This is a genomic window from Achromobacter piechaudii NBRC 102461, assembly GCF_001571245.1.
In the GTDB taxonomy this organism is placed as follows: domain Bacteria; phylum Pseudomonadota; class Gammaproteobacteria; order Burkholderiales; family Burkholderiaceae_B; genus Achromobacter; species Achromobacter piechaudii.
On record NZ_BCTK01000021.1, the window covers coordinates 1 to 2,966 of the forward strand.

General features: G+C 52.4%; 2 rRNA genes. Both read right to left on the minus strand.

From position 1 onward, the window contains the following. Positions 1-47: 47 nt before the first annotated feature. Positions 48-160, minus strand: a 5S ribosomal RNA gene (rrf, locus tag API01S_RS28590). Positions 161-362: 202 nt separating this feature from the next. Next, a 23S ribosomal RNA gene (locus API01S_RS29070) occupies positions 363-2,966 on the minus strand; the annotation flags it as partial.

Here is a 2,966-nt window from a genome sequence, read left to right on the forward strand (position 1 = left end):
AAAAACAAAACCCCACAGGATCACCTGTGGGGTTTTGCGCAATAAAAGCCTGACGATGACCTACTTTCACAGACGTCCGTCCACTATCATCGGCGCGAAGGCGTTTCACTGTCCTGTTCGGGATGGGAAGGAGTGGTACCACCTTGCTATGGTCGTCAGGCGTAACTGGTTGAGCGGCTGCGGGTTAACGCAACGGCTCCAATCTGGGAAGAAACACAACGTGTGGATGATCAGAGACAAGCTCGATGATCATGCACAGGGGGGTGTAATTGGTGTTGGCTGGCTGCTGACGGTGCAGCCAGATTTTGTATTGAACGACACTTGGAACGCTATATCACCAGGTCAATAACCATCAGTGTTATAGGATCAAGCCTCACGAGCAATTAGTATCGGTTAGCTTAACGCATTACTGCGCTTCCACACCCGACCTATCAACGTCCTGGTCTCGAACGACTCTTTAGGGGGATCAAGTCCCCGGGATACCTAATCTTCAGACGAGTTTCCCGCTTAGATGCCTTCAGCGGTTATCTCTTCCGTACTTAGCTACCCGGCAATGCCATTGGCATGACAACCGGTACACCAGAGGTACGTCCACTCCGGTCCTCTCGTACTAGGAGCAGGCTCCGTCAAGTATCCAACGCCCACGGCAGATAGGGACCAAACTGTCTCACGACGTTTTAAACCCAGCTCACGTACCTCTTTAAATGGCGAACAGCCATACCCTTGGGACCGGCTACAGCCCCAGGATGAGATGAGCCGACATCGAGGTGCCAAACACCGCCGTCGATATGAACTCTTGGGCGGTATCAGCCTGTTATCCCCAGAGTACCTTTTATCCGTTGAGCGATGGCCCTTCCATTCAGAACCACCGGATCACTATGTCCTGCTTTCGCACCTGTTCGACTTGTCAGTCTCACAGTCAAGCACGCTTATGCCATTGCACTATCAGCACGATTTCCGACCGTACCTAGCGTACCTTCGAACTCCTCCGTTACACTTTGGGAGGAGACCGCCCCAGTCAAACTGCCCACCATGCACTGTCCCCGATCCGGATAACGGACCAAGGTTAGAACCGCAAACAAACCAGGGTGGTATTTCAAGGATGGCTCCACGTGATCTAGCGACCACGCTTCAAAGCCTCCCACCTATCCTACACAGGCCGGTTCACAGATCAATGCAAAGCTACAGTAAAGGTTCATGGGGTCTTTCCGTCTAGCCGCGGGTAGATTGCATCATCACAAACACTTCAACTTCGCTGAGTCTCAGGAGGAGACAGTGTGGCCATCGTTACGCCATTCGTGCAGGTCGGAACTTACCCGACAAGGAATTTCGCTACCTTAGGACCGTTATAGTTACGGCCGCCGTTTACCGGGGCTTCGATCAAGAGCTTGCACCCCATCACTTAACCTTCCGGCACCGGGCAGGCGTCACACCCTATACGTCGACTTTCGTCTTTGCAGAGTGCTGTGTTTTTAATAAACAGTCGCAGCCACCGATTCTCTGCGACCCCATCATGCTAAGCGCGCAGGCGCTTCACACTACCGGGGTATACCTTCTCCCGAAGTTACGGTATCAATTTGCCGAGTTCCTTCTCCTGAGTTCTCTCAAGCGCCTTGGAATATTCATCCCGTCCACCTGTGTCGGTTTGCGGTACGGTCTCGTACAGCTGAAGCTTAGAGGCTTTTCTTGGAACCACTTCCAATCACTTCGCAAGCAATGCTCGCTCGTGCCATACCCTTGATTTACGCGCCCGGATTTGCCTAAGCGCCATCTTCGATACAGCAACAGGGACATCCAACACCCTGATGATCTTCCGCGATCCGTCCCCCCATCGCACTGTACGACGGTACTGGAATATTAACCAGTTTCCCATCAGCTACGCATCTCTGCCTCGCCTTAGGGGCCGACTCACCCTGCGCCGATGAACGTTGCGCAGGAAACCTTGGACTTACGGCGAGGGGGCTTTTCACCCCCTTTATCGCTACTCATGTCAGCATTCGCACTTCTGATACCTCCAGCAGCCTTTACAAGCCACCTTCGCAGGCTTACAGAACGCTCTCCTACCGCGTGCACTAAAAGTGCACACCCGCAGCTTCGGTTTATCGCTTAGCCCCGTTACATCTTCCGCGCAGGACGACTCGATCAGTGAGCTATTACGCTTTCTTTAAAGGATGGCTGCTTCTAAGCCAACCTCCTGACTGTCTATGCCTTCCCACTTCGTTTCCCACTTAGCGATAATTCGGGACCTTAGCTGGCGGTCTGGGTTGTTTCCCTCTTGAGTCCGGACGTTAGCACCCGGTGCTCTGTCTCCCAAGCTGTACTTGCGGGTATTCGGAGTTTGCCATAGTTTGGTAAGTCGCCATGACCCCCTAGCTATAACAGTGCTCTACCCCCCGCAGTAATACTTGAGGCACTACCTAAATAGTTTTCGGAGAGAACCAGCTATTTCCAGATTTGTTTAGCCTTTCACCCCTATCCACAGCTCATCCCCTAATTTTTCAACATTAGTGGGTTCGGTCCTCCAGCACGTGTTACCGTGCCTTCAACCTGGCCATGGATAGATCATCTGGTTTCGGGTCTACACCCAGCGACTGAATCGCCCTATTCGGACTCGCTTTCGCTACGGCTTCCCTATTCGGTTAACCTTGCCACTGAATGTAAGTCGCTGACCCATTATACAAAAGGTACGCAGTCACCCCACAAGGAGGCTCCTACTGTTTGTATGCATACGGTTTCAGGATCTATTTCACTCCCCTTCCGGGGTTCTTTTCGCCTTTCCCTCACGGTACTGGTTCACTATCGGTCGATCACGAGTATTTAGCCTTGGAGGATGGTCCCCCCATCTTCAAACAGGATTTCACGTGTCCCGCCCTACTTGTCTTACGCTTAGTTCCACACACAAGATTTCATCTACAGGGCTATCACCTGCTACGGCCGGACTTTCCATTCCGTTCGACTATCTTGCG